12 protein-coding genes are annotated in these 17,677 nt (G+C 62.8%); 6 read left to right on the top strand and 6 right to left on the bottom strand.

The window, feature by feature from the left end:
* Positions 1–28: 28 nt before the first annotated feature.
* Together DDF70_RS11965 and DDF70_RS11960 are read right to left on the bottom strand one after the other, a co-directional pair.
* Positions 29–2,029 carry an acetyl-CoA carboxylase biotin carboxylase subunit gene (locus DDF70_RS11965; RefSeq protein ID WP_114945093.1) on the bottom strand — a complete coding sequence of 667 codons (2,001 nt, stop codon included), beginning with the start codon at positions 2,027–2,029 and terminating at the stop codon, positions 29–31.
* Between the two features lie 180 nt (positions 2,030–2,209).
* Positions 2,210–3,175: a DUF6454 family protein gene (locus DDF70_RS11960; RefSeq protein ID WP_114945092.1), complete on the bottom strand. Its 966-nt coding sequence runs from the start codon at positions 3,173–3,175 to the stop codon at positions 2,210–2,212.
* A 141-nt stretch (positions 3,176–3,316) separates the two neighbouring features.
* On the opposite strand from DDF70_RS11960, the gene DDF70_RS11955 reads away from it, so the two are divergent.
* Positions 3,317–3,766, top strand: a complete 450-nt coding sequence (locus DDF70_RS11955) for a hypothetical protein (protein ID WP_162820358.1) — start codon at positions 3,317–3,319, stop codon at positions 3,764–3,766.
* Positions 3,767–3,814: 48 nt separating this feature from the next.
* Here DDF70_RS11955 and DDF70_RS11950 read toward each other — a convergent pair whose 3' ends face one another.
* Positions 3,815–5,626 (bottom strand): ABC-F family ATP-binding cassette domain-containing protein, encoded by a 1,812-nt coding sequence (locus DDF70_RS11950; RefSeq protein ID WP_114945090.1) that lies wholly within the window; start codon positions 5,624–5,626, stop codon positions 3,815–3,817.
* 246 nt (positions 5,627–5,872) lie between these two features.
* Here DDF70_RS11950 and DDF70_RS11945 point away from each other — a divergent pair, with 246 nt between their 5' ends.
* On the top strand, positions 5,873–7,936 hold the full coding sequence (locus DDF70_RS11945; protein WP_114945089.1) for a sensor histidine kinase: 2,064 nt from the start codon (positions 5,873–5,875) through the stop codon (positions 7,934–7,936).
* Here the strand turns inward: DDF70_RS11945 and DDF70_RS11940 are convergent.
* Complete coding sequence (locus DDF70_RS11940; protein ID WP_114945088.1) at positions 7,920–9,347, bottom strand: coniferyl aldehyde dehydrogenase; 1,428 nt, start codon at positions 9,345–9,347, stop codon at positions 7,920–7,922. The two genes, DDF70_RS11945 and DDF70_RS11940, sit on opposite strands and share 17 nt — an antisense overlap.
* A gap of 133 nt (positions 9,348–9,480) precedes the next feature.
* Here DDF70_RS11940 and DDF70_RS11935 point away from each other — a divergent pair, with 133 nt between their 5' ends.
* The 3 genes from DDF70_RS11935 (at position 9,481) to DDF70_RS11925 (ending at position 13,499) form a co-directional block, all read left to right on the top strand.
* Complete coding sequence (locus DDF70_RS11935) at positions 9,481–11,094, top strand: ABC transporter ATP-binding protein (RefSeq protein ID WP_114945125.1); 1,614 nt, start codon at positions 9,481–9,483, stop codon at positions 11,092–11,094.
* Between the two features lie 13 nt (positions 11,095–11,107).
* Entirely contained in the window at positions 11,108–12,580 is a 1,473-nt protein-coding gene (locus DDF70_RS11930; RefSeq protein WP_425374070.1) for an aldehyde dehydrogenase family protein, read from the top strand.
* Positions 12,581–12,749: 169 nt separating this feature from the next.
* Positions 12,750–13,499 (top strand): SDR family oxidoreductase, encoded by a 750-nt coding sequence (locus DDF70_RS11925; RefSeq protein WP_114945087.1) that lies wholly within the window; start codon positions 12,750–12,752, stop codon positions 13,497–13,499.
* Between the two features lie 177 nt (positions 13,500–13,676).
* On the opposite strand, the gene DDF70_RS11920 is transcribed toward DDF70_RS11925, so the two are convergent.
* On the bottom strand, positions 13,677–13,961 hold the full coding sequence (locus tag DDF70_RS11920; protein WP_114945086.1) for a DUF2218 domain-containing protein: 285 nt from the start codon (positions 13,959–13,961) through the stop codon (positions 13,677–13,679).
* 195 nt (positions 13,962–14,156) lie between these two features.
* On the opposite strand from DDF70_RS11920, the gene DDF70_RS11915 reads away from it, so the two are divergent.
* On the top strand, positions 14,157–15,638 hold the full coding sequence (locus DDF70_RS11915) for an ABC transporter substrate-binding protein (RefSeq protein WP_114945085.1): 1,482 nt from the start codon (positions 14,157–14,159) through the stop codon (positions 15,636–15,638).
* A 111-nt stretch (positions 15,639–15,749) separates the two neighbouring features.
* On the opposite strand, the gene DDF70_RS11910 is transcribed toward DDF70_RS11915, so the two are convergent.
* Positions 15,750–17,651 carry an acyltransferase family protein gene (locus tag DDF70_RS11910; protein ID WP_114945084.1) on the bottom strand — a complete coding sequence of 634 codons (1,902 nt, stop codon included), beginning with the start codon at positions 17,649–17,651 and terminating at the stop codon, positions 15,750–15,752.
* Between the last annotated feature and the right edge of the window lie 26 nt (positions 17,652–17,677).

Here is a 17,677-nt window from a genome sequence, read left to right as displayed (position 1 = left end):
TTACTAATAACGATCGAATGTGACCGCGTTATGCGAATTCCATGATAACGGCATCCACCGCCAGGCTGTCGCCTTCCTTGGCGTGGATCTTGGAGATGGTGCCGTCGCGCTCGGCGCGCAGGACGTTTTCCATCTTCATGGCCTCGACGATGCAGAGCGGCTCGCCGGCCTTGATCTCTTGGCCGACGCTGACGCTGATCGCCTTCACCAGACCTGGCATCGGGCAGAGCAGCTGCTTGCCCGTATCGGCCTCGAGCCGCTCGGGCATCAGGGCAGCCAGCTCGGCCTCGCGTCGGGTGTAGACCCTCACCTCGGCCGAGGCGCCGGCATGGGAGAGCACGACGCCATTGAGGATAGGCCGAACCTGCACGGCAATGGCTTCACCGCCGACCGTGCCGGTCCAGACCGGCTCGCCGGGCACCCAGCCCGACACGATGGGCCAAGCCTGACCGCCGATCACGACAGCGAAGCCGCCCTCGATATCCTCGATCACGACCTCGTGCCGCTCCCGGCCCAGGAGCACCACCCGCTCCCGGTCGAACTGCACGCTCGAGACGGACCTCATCTGGCCCGAGATATGGCGCTTGCGCTCGTTGAGCAGGTGATCGATGGCGGCACCGACGGCCGCCATCCTGAGCGCCACTTCACCCTCCGGTGCCGGGGCTCTGAACCCTTGGGGAAACTCCTCGGCGATGAAGCCGGTTGAGAGCTTGCCCGATTGCCAGCGCGGATGCTGCATCAGGGCGGACAGGAACGGGATGTTGTGGCGGATGCCGTCGATGGCGAAGGCATCGAGCGCCGTCGCCTGCGCCTCGATGGCCTGGAGGCGGGTCGGCGCATGTGTGACGAGCTTGGCGATCATCGGATCGTAATAGATCGAGATCTCGCCGCCCTCGTACACGCCCGTGTCGTTGCGCACCGTGACGCCGTCCTGATCGCCCTCCTGGGGCGGGCGGTAGGTGACGAGGCGGCCCGTGGAAGGCAGGAAGTTGCGGACCGGGTCTTCCGCATAGATGCGGCTTTCGACCGACCAGCCGCTGAGCTTCACGTCCGACTGCGACAATCTCAAGGGCTCGCCGGCGGCAACCCGGATCATCTCCTCCACCAGATCGATGCCGGTGATCATTTCGGTGACCGGATGCTCCACCTGAAGGCGGGTGTTCATCTCGAGGAAGTAGAAGGACTTGTCCTGGCCGGCCACGAACTCCACCGTTCCGGCGGAATCATAGCCCACAGCCTTGGCGAGAGCGACCGCCTGCTCGCCCATCAGGCGGCGCGTCTCCTCATCGAGAAGCGGCGATGGCGCCTCCTCGATGACCTTCTGGTTGCGGCGCTGGATCGAGCATTCGCGCTCGCCGAGATAGATGACGTTGCCGTGCTTGTCTCCGAGCACCTGAATTTCGATGTGACGCGGATCGGTAATGAACTTCTCGACGAAGACCCGGTCGTCACCGAAGGAGGATGCCGCCTCCGACTTGGCGCGGGCAAAGCCCTCGGCGACCTCGTCGGCCGAATAGGCGATGCGCATGCCCTTGCCGCCGCCGCCGGCGGAGGCCTTGATCATCACCGGGTAGCCGATCTCGTCGGCGATCTTGATCGCCTGCTCCGGCCCCTCGATCACCCCGAGATAGCCGGGCACGGTCGAGACCCTGGCGGCCGCCGCCGCTTTCTTCGACTCGATCTTGTCGCCCATGGCCGCTATGGCGCCGGGGTTCGGACCGATGAACACGATCCCAGCCTCGGCCAGAGCCTTCGGGAACGCCTCGCGCTCGGAGAGGAAGCCGTAGCCGGGATGGACGGCCTGGGCGCCGGTGGCCTTGCAGGCCTCGATGATCTTCTCGATCACCAGGTAGGACTGGGCTGCGGCCGCCGGGCCGATATGGACGGCCTCGTCGGCCATCTCCACGTGGAGCGCGTCCCGGTCGGCATCGGAATAGACCGCCACAGTCTTGATGCCCATGCGCCGGGCGGTCTTGATGACCCGGCACGCAATCTCGCCCCGGTTCGCAATCAGGATCTTGTCGAACATGAACCCTCGAACGCTCCACCCAAAACAGAACTCAGCCCCACCTCCGTTACTGCACATCCGTGCCTTGGGGAAGCGGGGCTTCGTCAGCATTTAGCGTTAGACGGCAATCCGCCCTTGGGTGGCTGGCTTAATCCAGGCTCCAGGACCGGGATCACGTAATAGGATCGACTTTATCCGGTCCTACTTCACTTCGGCCTCGTAGATATAGAGCGTGGACTTGTCGTCCTCGGGCATGAAGTAGCCGCGGATTCCGGCGTCGCTCGCTTCCATCCAGACTGGGTTGTGGGTCATGTCCATGCCAGAGGCGGACCAGAGCAGAACCGGCGTCTGGAAGATCGGTCGGCCATCCGTGAGGCTGACGAGATCGAGCCCACCGAGGCGGAACAGGGGTGCATCGGGCGTGACCCGCATCTCGGTCACACCGGAGCACAGCATCCGGCTTTTGCCCGCATATTTGCAGTCCTGGTAGTCGAGATAGTGCGAGGTGTTGAGCGCCCTCAGCTTCTCGGGGCTTTCGCCGGCATTCGTGGGCTTTCCACTATCGTCGAGGGACCAGCGGTAGAAGCGGCGCGAGCCCCAGCTCACGCCGTGCAGGGTCTTGTCATCGGTGTTGTGCACCAGGCCGCCCACATGGTCTGCGAAGCGGAACATCTCCTCGGCCTTCATCGTCTCCGGGTCGACCCGGTAGATGATGGATCGGCTGTTCGGGCGGTATTCGGCCACGGGAACCCAGATGTACTTGCCGTCGTAATCGATGCCGCCCGGGTGATAGATCGTCCCCTCGCCGAGAGTGATATCGGCGATGAGATTGCCCTTCATGTCGATCTTGAACAGGTGCCCGACGCCCGCGCCCGTGTCGCGATCATAGCCGTCCACCGGCTGCGGGAACCGCTTGGTCGGCTCCTTGATCTCGACCGAGGACACGAACAGCGTGTCGCCGATCTTCACCATGCCTTGCGGGTGATGGGTCAGAAAGTTGATCGGAACAGCCGAGACCGGCTTCCATTGGGTCCCGCGCGACAGCTTCGTCACGCGGTCGGCCAACACGTCACGGTCAGGCTCCGCCGCCATGAGAACCGCAGGCGCAGCCCCGAGGCAGAGCATCGTCAGAATCGCAGTCAGGCAACGTCTCGAAAAGCAATCCATCGCGTTCCTCCATCAGTGACGATCCGCTTCTAGCGAGCGGGTGGTGTCACTTTAGTGTCGAGCCCAGGCGCTCGGCAAATCGGGGAGTGATGGCAAGGACAATGAACTATGTTACAAGAGACGCTCTCCATTGAGCGGTCCATGCGCAATTTCCTGATTGTCGTAGCCTACATTCTTGCCGTGCCAGCCTGCGTTTTCGGCACGCTTTTCACGGCCATGTGGTTGTCGCTCGATACGCATGAATTCGGGCGATGGGATCCGAGATATCTGCTCCTCATCTATGGAACTCAGGTTGAGGAACTGGGTCTGATGGACCCTATCGCCGGGAGCGTCGAATATAGAGGACGGGCACAAGACGGTACGGCTCCCGCCTATGCATATGTGACGTACAAGACCAAGAGCATGCCGCAACAGGTCATCGACACGTACGGGACGCGCTGCCGAACCATTCAGCTAGCCGCTCGACGGCTGCCGGACGAAGCGCAAAAGCTACGGCTAGCCTGCGAATGTGGGGGAGTTGAACTTACGATCGAGGCCGAACGGTCCGGCGACGCTACCAATGTAGCTATCGGCGGATGGGAATTTGAATAATCAGTTCGACCGCTCGCGACTGAAGGACAGGAGCCGAGCTCTCGGCCGTCACCCCTCCAGCTCCTCCCGCAGCATCTCCAGCTCCAGCCACCGTTCCTCGGCCGTGTGTAGTTCCGTCTGCAACTGCGTCAGTGCATCCATGGCCTTCTGGAAACGGGCCGGGTCGCGGGAATAGAGTTCCGGATCGGCGAGGATCTCCTGGACCTTGGCGATCTTGGCCTCCATCTCGGCCATGCGCTGAGGCAGGGTCTTGAGATCATGCTGCTCGTTGAAGGAGAGTTTGCGCTTCGAGGCCGGAGCGGCCTGGGCGGCAGGCTTGTCGGCGCTCTTCGTCTTGGCGTCCTTCTCGACGATTCGGGCCTGAACGCCGCGGCCGCGCTGGGCCACCATGTCCGTGTAACCGCCCGCATATTCGATCCAGCGCCCCTCGCCTTCCGACACCAGGACGGAACTGACCGTACGATCGAGGAAATCGCGGTCGTGGCTGACCAGGATCACGGTGCCCGAATAATCCTGGATCATCTCCTCCAGGAGATCGAGGGTTTCGAGATCGAGATCGTTGGTGGGCTCGTCCAGCACCAGGAGATTGGAGGGCTGGGCCAGGGCCCGGGCCAGGATGAGGCGGTTGCGCTCTCCCCCTGAGAGCACCCCCACGGGGGTGCGGGCCTGCTCGGGAGAGAATAGGAAGTCCTTCATGTAGCCGATGACGTGCTTGGTTTGCCCGCCGATGGTGACGGAATCCCCGCGCCCGCCGGTCAGGGTCTCGGCCACGGTGGCGTCGGGATCGAGGCTCGCGCGGCGCTGGTCGAGGGTGACCATCTGCAGATTGGAGCCGAGCCGCACCCGGCCCTCGTCCGGCTCCAGGGCGCCGGTGAGCAGGTTGATGAGGGTCGTCTTGCCTGCCCCGTTCGGTCCGATGATGCCGAGACGGTCGCCACGCAGGACGCGCAGCGACAGGTTAGACACGATCGGCCGGTCGCCGTAGGACTTCGAGATGCCCTCCGCCTCGACCACCAGGGTGCCGGACTGCTCGGCCTCGGCGAGGCTCATATTGACCGTACCGACGGCCCGCTGGCGGTCCCGGTATTGCTGGCGCATGGCCTGGAGGTTGCCGAGACGGCGGACGTTGCGCTTGCGCCGGGCGGTCACCCCGTAACGCAGCCAGTCGGCTTCGGCCACGAGCTTGCGGCCCAGCTTATGATGCTCGGCCTCCTCCTGCTCCAGCACCTGATCGCGCCATTCCTCGAAATGGGCAAAGCCCCGATCCATGCGGCGGGTCCTGCCCCGGTCGAGCCAGACGGTGGCCTGCGACAGGCTCTCCAGGAAGCGGCGGTCGTGGCTGATCAGCACGAGGGCGGACCGGAGGCTCTTCAGCTCGCCTTCCAGCCACTCGATCACCGGGAGGTCGAGATGGTTCGTCGGCTCGTCAAGGAGCAGGATGTCCGGCTGGGGCGCCAGCACATGGGCGAGCGCAGCCCGGCGGGCCTCGCCGCCGGACAGGTCGGCGGGCTTCTCCTCGCCGGTCAGCCCCAGCTGCTCCAGCAGGTAGCGTGCCCGGTAAGGGTCGTCGCCCGGCCCCAAGCCCGCCTCCACATAGGCAAGGGTCGTAGGATAGGCCGAGAGATCGGGCTCCTGCGCCAGATAGCGTACGGTCGCCCCCGGCTGCACGAAGCGCTTGCCACGGTCGGCTTCGACGAGGCCTGCGGCGATTTTGAGCAGGGTGGACTTGCCCGAGCCGTTGCGGCCCACGAGGCACGCCCGCTCGCCTGGAGAGACGGACAGCTCGGCGCTCTCGATCAGCGGTGTGCCGCCGAATGTGAGAGCGATATCTTGAAGGAGAAGAAGAGGAGGAAGCGCCATTCCCGCTCACCTGACACCTCTTCGTCGCAGATGCAAGACCGGTCCCATCCGTTAAAGCATCGGGCCCGATAGTGGACTGCACTTTTGGGATTTGTCCGATGCTGACCTTAGGACTTGCGCGTCGTTTGAGCGGAACCGGAGGGCCGCGCCGGCGAAAACCCAAGCTACTTTTCCGCACGATGCGGCTGAGGGGTGGACGGTTACCGCGGTTTATGGTCCCCTTCCCACGTTAAGCTGAGCGTTTGCATGACACTGACGAGGCGTCTGCTTCTTCTTGCTTTGATCTCGGTTCTTCCGGCGATCGTCATCTGGACTTACACGGAAGTCTCGCTGCGCCGTGCCCGGGAAGCGGAGGTAAGCGACCTCGCCATCAGGCAGGCGCAGCTGGTGGACGCGGAAATCGAGCGGATCTTCGACGGCATCCACGGCCTTCTGCTGGCCGTGGACGAGTCTCCGTCCATCCGTTCCTTCGACACGGCCGCGTGCAGCTCCTACATGAAGGCCATCCAGGAAAAGGTGCCTTATGTGCTGTCCTTCGTGGCGATGGACATCAGCGGGCACATCCGTTGCCGCCCGACAGGGACCACCGACACAAAGCATTATTATGCCGACCGCTCCTATTTCCATCAGGCCCTGGGAGACAAGGATCTCGTGGTCGGCGAATATACTCCGGTCTTCGAGGAAGGTGACCTGCCCCCCCATCCCGTTCTGCCCCTCGCCCTGCCGATCTGGAACGACCGGGGCGACGTGATCGGAGTCCTGGCAGCTGCGCTCGATCTGAAATGGCTCGGCCAAAAGCTGAAGGAGCGCACTGTCCCGGATGACGGCTCCCTGACGATTGCCGATCGGAGGGGAATCGTCCTTGTGCAGAATCCCAATCCGGAGCGGCTGATCGGGAAGCTCCTGCCTCCGGAATACATGCGTCAGGCCATGGCGAAGAGTCCCGGGACGGCGGAAACCACGAGCCTCGACGGCGCCCGCCGCATCATCGGCTACATCCCGATCGCGACACCACCCCACGACATCTACATCAATGTCGGCTTGTCCACGAAGGCGGCCTTCGCGCTGATCAACCAAGCGGCAAGACGCGGGTTCATGCTGATTGCGGCCGCGCTCGTCCTGGCGCTGTCCCTGTCCGCCCTCCTCAGCCGCGCGTTCATCACCAAGCCCTTCGAGCTCGTGACGGACGGCATCCGGGCCTGGAGGCAGGGCGATTATCGAGCACGCATTGCGCTGCCGGGGAAATCCGGGGAGTTCGGCATCCTGGCACGGGCCTTCAATGACCTGATGGACGATGTGGCTGAACGGCAGAAGGCGCTTCAGGCCAGCGAGGAGCGAGCGCGCCTTGCCCTCGAAGCGGGGCATATGGGCACCTGGTGGTTCGACCCCAACAAGAATGTCGGCGGCTGGTCCAGCCAGGCGGCGGCGATGCTCGGGCTGTCTCGTTACAATGAGGCGATGGACAACAAGTACTGGCTGGAAATCCTTCACCCCGAGGATTTGGATCGCGTCATTCAGAAATGGTACGACGCCGTCAAGAACCAGGGAGATTATCAGGACGAGTACCGCATCCGACTTCCCAACGGTAATCTGCGCTGGATCAACTCCAAAGGCCGCGTTTTCTTCGACATTCAGAGAAGGCCCGCTTATTTCATCGGGATCTTCCAGGACATCACGGAACAGAAGCACGCCGAGGAGCAGCAGCGCTTCTTCCTCGATGAGCTGAATCACCGGGTGAAGAACACCCTGACAACCGTACAGTCCATTGCATCCCAAACCCTGCGCACCACCGACTCCCCCGCTCAGTTCAAGGAAGCCTTCGAGGGCCGGCTGCTCGCGCTGTCGAAAACGCACAACCTGCTGACCCGCAAATCCTGGCGCGAGGCGGAGCTCCGCGATGTGGCCGAGCAGGAGCTGGCGCCCTATCGCAAGCAGGGAGATGAGAGGGTCGTGCTGACGGGACCCGACGTCAGGCTCCCGGCGCGCTATGCCATCAATCTCGGATTGGTCCTGCACGAGCTGGTGACGAACGCGGCCAAGTACGGGGCGCTCTCGACCAATACGGGACTTCTCGAAGTGAGCTGGTCGATCACCGAACATGAGGATCGCCCGGATCAATTGCGCATTTGCTGGACGGAAAGCGGTGGTCCTGCCGTGCCGCCACCGAAACGCCAGGGCTTCGGCTCGCGCCTGATCCGCCGCAGCATCGAGGGCGAGCTCGGTGGCTACATGGTGCTCAACTTCGCGGAAAGCGGCGTTTCCTACGACATCTCCGTGCCGCTGGCGCATACATCTAGCGCAGCAGCATAGCCAGGAGGCGGTTCATGCGGCTGCCGTAAGGCGGCTTCGACATTCCGGCGCCGTTGAAGCGAGCCTGGCGGAAGACGGATCTCGCATGGCTAAAGGTCCGGAATCCGGCCTCGCCGTGATAGGCGCCCATGCCGCTCGAGCCCACGCCGCCGAAGGGCAACTCCTCCTGTACGCAATGGAGCAGCGTATCGTTGACGGTCACGCCTCCCGAAATGGTCCGCTCGAGAATGCGGTCCACGATTCTGCGGTCATGACTGAACGGATAGAGCGCCAGCGGATGCGGTCGCGCTGCGATGAAGCGGCAGGCTTCATCAAGATCGTCAAAGGCGATCACCGGTAGCACGGGACCGAAGATCTCCTCGCTCATGATATCTGCGTGATCCGGCACGTCCGTCAGGACAACGGGTGCCATCTTTCGCCGCGACGGATCGAATGTCTCCCCAGCTGGATTGATCTCGTGCATCCGTGCGCCGCAGGATCGAGCATCCGCGACGAGATGACGAAGGCGCTCGTAATGCCGCTCGTTGATGATCGCCGTGTAATCGGGATTGGCGGCAAGCGACGGATAGAGTCGCGCTACTGCATCGCGATAGGCTGCCATGAAGGTGTCTTCAACGTCGCGAGGCACGAGCACGTAATCGGGGGCGATGCAGGTCTGCCCCGCATTGAACAGCTTGCCCACGGCGATCCGCTCGGCAGCCTTCTCGACCGGATAATCGGCCGCCACCAGAGCCGGAGATTTTCCTCCCAATTCGAGCGTCACCGGCACGAGATTATGCGCCGCCGCCTGCATCACCTGGCGCCCGACCGCCGTGGAACCGGTGAAGAACAGATGATCGAGTTTCAATCGCGCGAAGGCTTTCGCCACATCCGGTCCGCCCTGGATCACCGCGACTTCCAAAGGATCGAACACCTCGCCGATGATCTGCTCAAGCAGAGCGGAGGTGCGTGGCGTGATCTCGGACGGCTTGACCATGACCCGGTTCCCCGCAGCCAACGCTCCCGCGAGCGGAGAGAGCGTGAGCTGGACCGGATAATTCCACGGGCTGACGATCCCGACGACGCCGAGGGGCTGATAATGCACCCGCCCCCGGCCCGGTTGGAACATGAGCTGGACAGGGCGGCGCCGCGGCTTCATCCAGGTCCGGAAATGTTTTCGCGCATGGTGCAAGGCCGCCACTACGGGATAGAGATCGGCGAGCTTCGTTTCGTGAAAGGAGCGATGCCCGAAATCAACCGCGATGGCGCTCGCAAAATCATCAGCATGGCGGATGACGGCTTTCGCCAGCCCGTCGAGGCCTTCGGCCCGCCGCTCGGGTGTCAGAGGCCCGTGCACGGCCAGGGCGGCACGCTGCGCGTTCAGGCAAGTCTGCAGCCTGTCCTCCACTGGATTTTGAACGACGTCGTGCACGGGGTCGGGACTCCTCCTGATGAGCGTGATGATATGGCAGCGCCGGCTCCATTCTCAACATGACGTCAGACAAGATGGATTGACGAAGCGGCAGAGATCGCAAGGATGAGCCTCCGAACTCCGCAGGAGCATGATGTTGAGCCCTCTCTCCCCCGTGCTGTCGATCCAGAACCTCTCCATCGGCCTCCCCGCCCTGGCCGATCGGCAGCATGCGATCAAGGACCTGTCGCTCTCCATCAATCCAGGCGAGACGCTCTGCGTCGTAGGCGAATCCGCGTCCGGCAAGTCCATGACCGCCATGGCGACCATCGGGCTCCTGCCACCGGGCGTCGCGGTCCTGTCCGGCTCGATCAGGCTCGGCGGACGCGATCTCCTGGCCCTCGACGAGCCCCGCTGGTGCGACGTGCGCGGCCGGGAGGTCGGCACCGTATTCCAGGAGCCGATGACCTCACTCAACCCGGTAATGCGTGTGGCCGACCAGATCGCGGAAACCTTCCGCGCCCATGGCCTTCTCAGCCCCGCCGAGCGCGACCGCCGCGTCCTCGACCTGCTCTCTGAAGTCAACCTGCCGAACCCGGAGCTGATCGCGAAGGCCTATCCGCACGAGCTCTCGGGCGGGCAGCGCCAGCGGGTCATGATCGCCATGGCACTCGCCCTTGAGCCTAAGCTCCTGATCGCCGACGAGCCGACGACGGCCCTCGACGTGACAACCCAGGCCCAGGTCCTGAAGCTCATCGACAACCTGCGCCGGAAGAAGGGCACGGCCGTGCTCTTCATCACCCACGATTTCGGCGTCGTGGCCGAGATCGCCGACCGGGTCGCCGTTCTCCAGCAGGGGGAACTCGTCGAAGAGGGACCGGTCGAGGAAGTGCTGACCCGTCCGCAGCACCCTTACACAAAGCGCCTTCTGGCGGCGGTGCCATCGCTGACCCCTCCCGCCCCCAAGCCCCTCGCCGGACAGCCCATTGCCCTCAAGGTCAATGCGTTGACCAAGGCTTACGGCGGACGCGGCTTGTTTCGCAAAAGCCGCGAAGTCCAGGCCGCCGATGCGGTGAGCTTCGACATCCGGCGCGGCGAGACCCTGGGGCTCGTGGGCGAATCCGGCTCCGGCAAGTCGACCGTGGGGCGCTGCGTGCTGCGCCTGATCGAGCCGGATGGCGGCGCCATCGAGATCGGGGACCTTTCCTTCGGCACCCTGTCCCAGCGTGAGTTGAGGCCATACCGTCGCCGGATCCAGATGGTGTTCCAGGATCCCTTCGCCTCCCTCAACCCACGGCGGACCGTGGGACGCATCATCGCCGAGGGGCCGGTCACCCAGGGGGAAGAGCCGGGCAAGGCGCTGGACGAGGCACAGCTTCTCCTGGAGAAGGTTGGCCTGCCGGCCAAGGCCGTCGACCGCTATCCGCACGAGTTCTCCGGTGGTCAGCGCCAGCGCATCGGCATCGCCCGAGCGCTCGCCATGAAGCCGGACGTGCTGGTGGCCGACGAGGCCGTCTCGGCCCTCGACGTGTCGGTTCAGGCCGAAATCCTCAAGCTGATCCGGGGGCTTCAGGAGGAGTTAGGCCTTGCCATTCTCTTCATCACCCACGATCTGCGAGTCGCAGCCCAGATCTGCGACCGCGTGGCAGTTATGCAAAAAGGCCGGATTGTGGAAATGGCCGAAACCGCGCAACTCTTCGCGCACCCGCGGGACGCGTACACGCGTCAGCTCCTGGCCGCCGTGCCGGGCATGAACAAGATGATTTAGGGAGACGATATCCGTGAACGATCAGGTCAGCGCGCGCCTCGCGCCCAACATGGTGTTCCAAAACCTCATTGGAGGACAGGAGCGCCCGGCTTCCGACGGAATGACCCTCGACGTGCTCTCGCCGGTCGACGGCTCGCTCCTTGCCCGGATCGCGGCCGGGACCTCGCAGGACATCGACGAAGCCGTGAAGGCCGCCCGCGCGGCCTTCGAAGGCCCCTGGGGCAAGTTGACGGCAACGGAGCGCGGACGCCTGCTCACCAAGCTCGCCGCCGCAGTCGAGACCCGTGCGGATGAGCTTGCCATCCTGGAGAGCCGCGACAACGGCAAGCCCCTGCGTCAGTCACGGGCCGATGCCATCGCGCTCGCCCGCTATTTCGAGTTCTACGGAAGCGCGGCCGACAAGTTGCACGGGGACGTGATCCCCTATCTCAATACCCATTTCATCGGCGTCGAGCGGGTACCGCACGGGGTGACGGGGCACATCGTGCCCTGGAACTACCCGATGCAGATCTTCGGGCGCTCGGTCGGTGCGGCACTCGCGGCCGGCAACGCCACGGTGGTCAAACCCGCGGAAGACGCCTCGCTCACGATCCTCCGCGTGTCCGCGCTCGCCCGGGAAGTCGGCTTCCCTGATGGAGCCCTCAACGTCGTGACCGGCCTCGGCCGCACGGCCGGCGCGGCGCTCGCCGCCCATCCGGGCATCGACTTTCTGTCCTTCACCGGCAGTCCCGAGACCGGCACGGCGGTCCAGACGGCGGCGGCCAGGAACCACGTGGGCGTCACCCTCGAACTCGGCGGCAAGTCGGCCCAGGTCGTCTTCGATGACGCGGATCTCGAACGCGCCCTGCCGACCCTCGTCAACGCCATCATCCAGAACGGCGGCCAGACCTGCTCGGCGGGCAGCCGCCTGCTGATCCAGCGTGGCATCTTCCAGGATGTGGTCGATGCTGTAGCCGAGCGCTTTCGGACGCTCCGTGCCGGACATCCCGAGCATGAGCCCGATCTCGGACCGATGATCAACCAGGCCCAGCAGCGTCGCGTCCTCGGCTACCTGGAGCGTGGCCGCAACGAGGGGCTGAACGTCATCGGCGAAGGCATTGTGGCGCTGGACGCGCCGGCCGGCGGTTATTACGTGGCGCCGGCCTTCCTGGCCCCGGTCCCGCATGAGAGCATCCTGTCCCAGGAGGAAGTCTTCGGCCCGGTTCTGGTGGCGACGCCCTTCGACGACGAGGCGGAGGCGGTCAGGCTCGCCAACGGCACGCCCTACGGCCTTGCCGCGGGCGTGTGGACCCGCGACGCCATGCGCTCCACCCGCGTGGCTCGTTCCATCCGCGCAGGCCAGGTCTTCGTGAACTGCTACGGCGCAGGCGGCGGAATCGAGCTGCCCTTCGGCGGCTTCGGCCGGTCGGGCCACGGCCGCGAGAAGGGCTTCGAAGGCCTCGTCGAGTTCACGACGACGAAGACGCTCGTCATCGCGCATGGATGACAGGTGTAAGCAAAACTCACCCTCATCCTGAGGAGCAGCCGTAGGCTGCGTCTCGAAGGAGACTCCAGAAAACACTGGAAGCGCCTCGTCCTTCGAGTCGGATTGCCGACGCAATCCTCCTCAGGATGAGGCTTTGGATCAGCATGATTTGTAAAATAGGGGAAGAAACATGAATCGCCTGGAAGGCAAGGTGGCGCTGATCACGGGCGCCGGATCCGGTTTCGGTCTGGGCATTGCGGAAACCTTCGCCCGGGAGGGCGCGAAGGTCGCGATCGTCGACATCAATGAAGCAGCGGCCAAGGGCGCAGCCGAGAAGATCGGCTCGTCGGCCATCGGCCTAGCCGCCGACGTATCCAAGGCTGCCGATGTGAATGCCGCAGTGGAGAAGACCGTCTCTGCCTTCGGGAAGCTCGACATCGTCGTCAACAACGCGGGCATCAGCCATCGCAACCGGCCGATGCTGGAAGTGGAGGAAGACGAGTTCGACCGGGTCTTTGCGGTCAACGTGAAGTCGATCTATCTCTTCGCCAAGGCGGCCGTGCCGCTGATGCAGAAGCAGGGCGGCGGCGCGATCATCAATGTGGGCTCCACGGCCGGCCTGCGCCCTCGCCCCGGCCTCACCTGGTACAACAGCACCAAGGGCGCCGTGCACACCATGACCAAGTCCATGGCCGTGGAACTCGCCCCCAACAAGATCCGCGTCTGCGCCCTTGCTCCCGTGGCCGGCGAGACGCCGCTGCTCGCCACCTTCATGGGGGAGGACACGCCCCAGAAGCGCGAGCTCTTCGTCAACTCGATCCCGCTCGGCCGTTTCTCGACCCCACAAGACATCGCCAACGCGGCGCTCTACCTCGCCTCGGACGAGGCCAGCATGATCACCGGCGTGGTGCTGGAGGTCGATGGCGGGCGGTGTATCTAAGACGGCCATTCTCTGACGTCATCACCGGCCTTGTGCCGGTGATCTCGATTGGAAGAGCCACGTCGGTGTCATTCCCGACCGGAGCGCAGCGGAGGGGAAGGGAATCCATCGCTCAGCATTTGATCGTGGATCCCCTTCCCGCACTTCGTGCGCCGGGGATGACACGAGGCGACCTGTTTAGGCTTTCCACTCGAACGGCAGCGGCGCTTCCCTGAACGCGAACCGATCGAGATGGGACGCGACGACCCCCTTCATCCGCTGAAGCGTCTCGTCGTCTTGCGCCTCCACGCTCACCGTCAGGGCGTCCGGGGCGGCCGTCATCGTCGCGACGGCGGCCGGAAAGCGGACGATTCCCTCGTTTTCCGAAAACTGAACATCCAGCTTGTGGCTCCAGTGCTTGCAGAGCTGCTGGAGGTATCTGGCGCCGTTGGCGGTCGGCACCCGCGCGGTTTCAAGAGCCATTTTCAACCCTTTCACTCCGCCGATCGCCCTGAACCGGCCGACCCAGGCGGATCTCTTCGACCCAATGCTTAAGTCCCGGCCACGCGGAAGTTAAGTGAAGAATCGGTAATGAGCATCTTCCATCCGGCGCGGTCCTGCGTAAGCTGAAGCCACCGCGACCTGTCGCATCTCCCACTGGATGGAGTTCAAGCCCTGATGACGAAACGCCTCCTGACTGCCGCTCTCCTTCTTACCGTCAGCGTCATCCCGGCCTTTGCCGCCAAAACCTCCCTCGTGGTGGGCATGCCCATCGAGCCGCCGGGACTCGATCCGACGATCGCCGCGCCCGTGGCGATCCGCGAAGTGACCTGGGTCAACCTGTACGAGGGCCTCGTGCGCATCGACCGGACCGGTAAGGTCCAGCCGCTGCTGGCAAAGAGCTGGGAGGTCTCGCCGGATGGGCTGACCTATACCTTCCACCTGCAGGAAGGCGTGAAGTTCCATGACGGTTCCGCCTTCGATTCGGCCGATGTGAAATTCGCCTTCGACCGTGCCCGCGATCCGAAATCGACCAATGCGCAGAAGCAGATCTTCGCGCCCATCACGTCCATCGAAACGCCCGATCCCGCAACCGTGGTGATCAAGCTCAAGGAGACTTCGGGCAACTTCCTCTATTATCTCGGCTGGGGCGACGCGGTGATCGTGGCGCCGGAGACCGCGGCGAACAATGCCGCCACTCCCGTCGGTACCGGGCCCTTCAAGTTCAAGTCCTGGACGCGCGGCGACCGGGTGGAACTCGTGCGCAACCCGGATTACTGGCAGAAGGACAAGACCAAGCTCGACAGCGTTACCTTCCGGTTCATCAGCGACGCGCAGGCCCAGGTCGCGGCCCTCAGGGCCGGCGACGTGGATGCCTTCCCGAATCTCGGCGCGCCGGAACTCTTCGCCGAGTTCCAGAAGGATTCGCGCTTCAAGGCCGTCGCCGGCAATACAGAGGGCGAGATCGTCGCCGGCATGAACAATGCCAAGAAGCCGTTCGACGACGTGCGCGTGCGCCGCGCGCTCATGCATGCGGTGGACCGCAAGGCGCTGGTGGAAGGGGCCTATTCGGGCTTCGGCCAGCCGATCGGCAGCTTCTTCTCGCCGAACCATCCGGCGTTCGTGGACATGACGAGCGTCATCCCCTATGACCCCGAGAAGGCGAAGGCTCTTCTGAAGGAAGCAGGATACGGCAGCGGCCTATCGATCACGATCAAGAGCCCGCAGATGGCCTATGCGAGCCGCTCGGCGGAACTCCTCTCCGCGATGCTGTCCGAAGTCGGCGTCGACCTGAAGATCATCCCGACGGAATTTCCGGCGAAGTGGATCGAGGAGGTATTCAAGGCCAAGGACTACGACATGACCATCGTGGCCCATGCGGAACCGCTCGATATCGATATCTTCGCTCGCGACAACTATTACTTCAATTACAAGAACGACACGTTCAAGACCTTGGTTGCGGACGCCGCCAAGACTACGGACGAGAAGGCGCGCTTTGCGAAATACGCAGAAGCGCAGAAGATCCTCGCCGAGGATGTTCCCGCCCTCTTCCTGTTCCAGCTGCCGAAGCTCGGCGTGTGGAACGCGAAAGTGCAAGGCCTGTGGGAGAACTCGCCGATCCCGTCGAACGACGTGACGGAGGTTTCGTGGACGGAGTGAGCTCTGTTCATATCATTTGGGAGTTTCTGCGAAGAGATCCGGTCTGCACGAGACGACGAGCATCAGATCGAGCCCGAAAGAGGATTGGCTCTTCCGGGATCGAATCTTCGATCACCGGAGAAATGCGGGCCGACTATCCACAAGAAGCCGCCCCATGAAGCTTGCTCCTTCCTTTGTGAAATGAGCGGTATCATAAAAGATCGGCTTCCGATCATCTGTCAGGACATGACATCGATTGGCTGCCGGACAGACGATGCTCATCATGTCCACGTATCTGTTGCCGAACATCCCCGAGAGCATCGCATTTATCCTTGTTGTCTCGGGAAGAATCCGTCTCGATGCGAAGTTCTCGATGCCTTCGAGCTTCTTGTATTTGTTAACGATCTCCACACTGCTTTGACTGAGATCCTTGCGCCCGAGAACGTAGATTTCCGCGCCCGTATGCCTTTGAATCTCAGCCACTGCAGCACTCAGATGCTCCACGCTTTCGGGAAACCACAGCATCGCGATGACCACGGCATCTGCCTTGGTCAGAGCAGGAGAATTCAGCACGGCTTGCATCTGCCGCCGGCATTCGGGGATAAAGGCCGGGTTCTTAATCGTATGGCGATTCTCAACTGTCCAAAATGTTTTCTCATTTGCCTCGGAGATATAGGGCACGCCGCATTCCATCACGACGCGGCCCGATACGACTTCCGCACCGTTGTTCCGATCTGCTTCGAAGAGCATGTTGACCAAGTCAGCAGCCTGAGAGTCTCCAATCACGTAGATGCGCTTCTTCTCTGTCGTAAATGACTTTCCCTCGACCAATTCATACTGCCGGAACAGATATTTTCTTACAGCCTTTTCGTCGAAAGTGCCGATTTGACCGACTGCCTGCGGCATTCGCCAAGCCCAGCCCTTTCCGATCCAGCTGCCCACAGCGGGAACCATAATCAGCACTGACACAACGACACAGGCGAGGTTGAAGGCGTGGGGCGGCGACAGCCTCCCGGTCTTCGGTCTGCGGAACGTCGTCTCGACGATTTGATACAGTACAAAAGCCGACGCAAAAGTTGTGGCAATCAGCAATGCCACCTCAATTGCGGTCAGTTCGCGCGACACGATGTAGCGCGTAAATACCCAGAGCGGCCAATGGACCAGATAGAGCGAGTAACTGATCGCACCAATTCTCCTCATCGGGGCGCTTTGCAACAGGCTCGCGCTCCGTGCCGCGGAACCGGACTGGATCATAGCCGCGGCGCCCAGAGCCGGAACCAGAGCTGCATAGCCTGGGAAGCGTGTCCGCTCGCTATAGACAAAAACGGCAACCAGAACGGCTGCAAACCCTGCAGAATAGAGTACCTCGGAGAGCCATTGTGGCAATCTGAGCGGCTTCAGAAAAACCACCATCCCGCCGAGGGCGAATTCATAGATTCTGAATGGTGTCAAATAGAATACGCCAGTGGGGTCCTTCTTCAGCATCAACACCGAGATAGCAAAGCTTACACCGGCTGCTAGAGTGATTCCAATCAGGACAGTCCGGCGGCTTCGGGTCCGAGCGAGCACGAACAAGAAGGCTGGCCATACGAGATAGAATTGAAACTCTACCGCCAAGGACCACGTGTGCAGCAGAGGCTTGAGAATGGCGGCGGTATCAAAGTAATCCGCTTGAATCCAATAAAAGATATTTGAGACCGTTAGGACAGCGGCCAAGGTCGCGCGAGACAATGGAAGAAAATCGGGCGCTGCGAAGAAGAAAAATCCTGCTGTGTAAGTTCCAGCGATAGTCACAAGCAGGGCTGGCAAGAGCCGTCGGGAACGGCGGGTATAGAAGTCAGCAAAGGAGAACGCTTCTGCTTCCGCCCCATTGAGGATGATTTTGCTGATCAGGTAACCACTGATCACAAAGAAAATGTCGACGCCGACAAAGCCTCCCGTGAAGGGCCACACCTGAAAGTGGAACAGGAGAACAGCCAGCACGGCTACAGCGCGCAAGCCATCGATATCGGGACGGTAGGAAGGATTAATCATCCTGCCCTCATGCCATACAGAATCCG

The organism is Microvirga calopogonii (genome assembly GCF_003347665.1).
Lineage (GTDB): Bacteria > Pseudomonadota > Alphaproteobacteria > Rhizobiales > Beijerinckiaceae > Microvirga > Microvirga calopogonii.
Note: the sequence above shows the minus strand (reverse complement) of the source record. Positions and strands in the feature narration are given on the sequence as shown.